Annotated in this window: 2 protein-coding genes; both read left to right on the forward strand. The window is 75.9% G+C overall.

Annotated elements, in window-relative coordinates:
* The first annotated feature begins 90 nt into the window (after nt 1-90).
* Nucleotides 91-1,965 carry an ABC transporter ATP-binding protein gene (locus ACFUN8_RS37190; RefSeq protein WP_383647834.1) on the forward strand — a complete coding sequence of 625 codons (1,875 nt, stop codon included), beginning with the start codon at nt 91-93 and terminating at the stop codon, nt 1,963-1,965.
* Nucleotides 1,962-2,951, forward strand: coding sequence for a hypothetical protein (locus ACFUN8_RS37195; RefSeq protein WP_383647832.1), 990 nt, complete (start codon nt 1,962-1,964; stop codon nt 2,949-2,951). Before ACFUN8_RS37190 ends, ACFUN8_RS37195 begins: the two co-directional genes overlap by 4 nt.
* Nucleotides 2,952-2,982: the final 31 nt, after the last annotated feature.

Here is a 2,982-nt window from a genome sequence, read left to right on the forward strand (position 1 = left end):
GCCCCGGAGCGCGCGGTACGCGAGAACCGCATCCGTATCCGCATCCGCCGTCGCTCGCCCCGCCCCGCCCGAACCGAGGGGAGCCTCTTCTTGAAGACGCCGTCCGCCCCCGACGACCGTGCCGCGACAGCCGCCGGTCTCCTGCTGGGGGCCGCGCGGCACAGCGCGGGCCGCACCGCGGCGGTCTTCCTCTGTTCCGCGGCGGCCGCGGCCGCGTCCCTCGCGCTGCCCGCCGTCCTCGGCCGCACCCTCGACCTGCTGCTCGAACGCAGCCCCGAGGCGGACCCCTGGCTACTGGCCTGCACGGCCGTCATCGTCGCCGAGGTGCTGCTGGACGCGCTGGTGGCACTGCTCGGCGGCACCACGAGCGCCCGCTCCGCCGCCTGGCTCCGCACCAGGGGCGTGAACCACCTGCTCTCCGCGTGGCCCGGCCACGCCTCCCGCTTCCCGCCCGGCGACGTGGCGGTCCGACTCACCGCGAACGCCACCGAGGCCAGCACCGCACCCGTCTCCGCCGCGACGCTCGGCGCCTCGCTGCTCGCGCCGACGGGCGCGGTCGTCGCGCTCTTCCTGATCGATCCGTGGACCGCGCTCACCTTCCTCGCGGGGCTTCCGCTGCTGATGCTGGTCCTGCGCGCCTTCGCCCGCGGCTCCTCCGACAGCGTCGCGAGCTACCAGCGCGTCCAGGCCGACATCGCGACGCGCCTGGTGGAGGCGCTGGCCGGGGCCCGGACGATCGCCGCCGCCGGCACCGAGGCCCGCGACCGCGACCGTGTTCTCGCCCCGCTGCCCGAACTGGCCGCGCAGGGCAGCCGGATGTGGCGGATCCACGGCGCCGCCGTCGCCCGCAGCGGTGTGCTCATGCCCCTGCTGACGACCGCGGTCCTGGCGGTCGGCGGCGTCCGGCTCGCGTCGGGGGACATGAGCGTCGGCGATCTGCTGGCCGCCGCCCGCTACGCCGCGCTCGCCGCCGGTGTCGGTACGGCGGCGGGCCTGCTGGGCTCCCTGATCCGCAGCCGCGCGGCGGGCCGCCGGACCGCCGAACTGATGGCCCTGCCCGCCATGACGTACGGAACCCGGAGTCTGCCGCCCGAGGGGCTCGGCACGCTGGTCCTGCGCGGGGTGGCCGTGACGCGCGACGGCCGCAGGGTCCTCGACGGCGTGGACCTGACGGTCCCCGGCGGCACGTCGGTGGCGGTGGTCGGCCGCTCGGGCGCGGGCAAGTCCACGCTGGCCGAGGTCGCGGGGCGGCTCACGGAGCCCGACGAGGGAACGGTCCTGCTGGACGGTGTCCCGCTCGGCGCCGTACCGCACGACGAACTGCGCCGTGAGGTCGGTTACGCCTTCGAGCGCCCGGTCCTGTTCGGCGCCACGCTCGGCGAGGCGCTGGCCGGCCGGGCGCCGGTGGCGGAGGAACGGGCGCGGACCGACGAACGGGTCCGGGCGGCGGCACGCGCGGCGAGCGCGGACGCGTTCGTACGGCTGCTCCCGCAGGGCTACGCGACCCCGCCGCACACTGCCCCGCTCTCCGGAGGTGAACTCCAACGCCTGGGCCTTGCAAGGGCGTTCGCCCGCGCCGGGCGGCTGCTGGTGCTGGACGACGCGACGTCCAGCCTGGACACCGTCACGGAACACCAGGTGGAACGCGCCCTCGCCCGGGATGTGCGCCACGGCACCCGGCTGATCGTGGCCCACCGCCTGTCCTCGGCGGCCCGCTGCGACCTGGTGGTCTGGCTGGAGGAGGGCCGGGTGCGGGCGACCGGCCCGCACGAGGAGCTGTGGCGCTCCGACGGCTATCGGGCCCTGTTCGCCCATCCCGAGCCCACCACTCCCGAAGCCGTCTCTCCCCAGCCCACCACTCCCGAAGCCGTCTCCCCCGAAGCCACCACTTCCGAACCCGCCCCGCCGGAGCCCGCGTCGCCGGAGTCCGCGTCGCCCCGTACCGCCGCGCGGGCCGACCGATGAGCGCCGCCGCGAAGGCGCCGACGGACGGGACACGTCCCGGCCGGGGGATGCTGGGCAGGAACCTGCCGCCCGCCCGACGGTTCCTGGGGAGCAGGAAACGGGTCCTCGTCCGGCTCGGCGGCTGGTCGTTGCTGGAGTCCGGGCAGACCTTCCTCGGCGGGTACTGCCTCGCCCAGGCCCTCGACCGCGGCTTCCTCGCCGGACACACCGGCACCGGTCTCGGCTGGCTCGCGGTCGCCGCCGCCTCGATCCTCGGAGCGGGACCTCCCGTGCGGGGCGTCTTCTCCCAACTCGCCCAGCTGACCGAGCCGTTGCGGGACGCGCTCGTACGGCGCGCGGTCCGGCAGGCGTTGCGCCGGGCGGTCACCGACCCGGCCCGTACCGACGACCGCTCGGACACCGGGGCGGTCTCGCGGCTCACCCACCAGACCGAGATCGTCCGCGACAGCTTCGCCGGACTCGTCCTCACCGTCAGGGCTTTCGTCTTCAACGCCGTCGGCGCGCTGATCGGCCTGCTCGCCCTCGCCCCCGAACTGCTCCTCGTGGTCGTGCCGCCGCTCGTCGTGGGCCTCGCGCTCTTCCTCGCCACACTGCTCCCGATGGCCTCGGCCCAGCGTCGCTTCCTGGACGCCGACGAGGCCGTCGCCGAGGGGGTGGGAGCTGTCTCCGCCGGCCATCGCGACCTTGTCGCCTGCGGCGCGCAGGCGGACGCGGCGGCGCGCACGGGGCTGCTGTTCGAGACGGCCGAGCGGACGTCGCGTGTGCTGGCGCGGTGGGCGGCGGTACGTACGGTGGCACTCGGCGTCGCCGGTCAACTCCCCGTGCTTCTGCTGCTCGTCACCACCCCGTGGCTGCTGCGGCAGGGCGTGACGACCGGCGCGCTGGCCGGGGCGCTCACCTACCTCCTCCAGGCGCTGCTGCCCGCGCTGCACAGCATGATGACCGCGCTCGGGGCGGCTACCGGCGCGGCAAGCCCTCGGCACTGAAGCCGGCCGTGGACGACGCCGTTTCCCGTAT

Origin of the sequence: Streptomyces sp. NPDC057307 (assembly GCF_042667665.1) — a bacterium.
In the GTDB taxonomy this organism is placed as follows: Bacteria; Actinomycetota; Actinomycetes; order Streptomycetales; family Streptomycetaceae; genus Streptomyces.

Coding starts and splice junctions, on each gene's coding strand:
- ACFUN8_RS37195 (WP_383647832.1), top strand. CDS start 1,962: ATGAGCGCCGCCGCGAAGGCGCCGACGGACGGGACACGTCCCGGCCGG.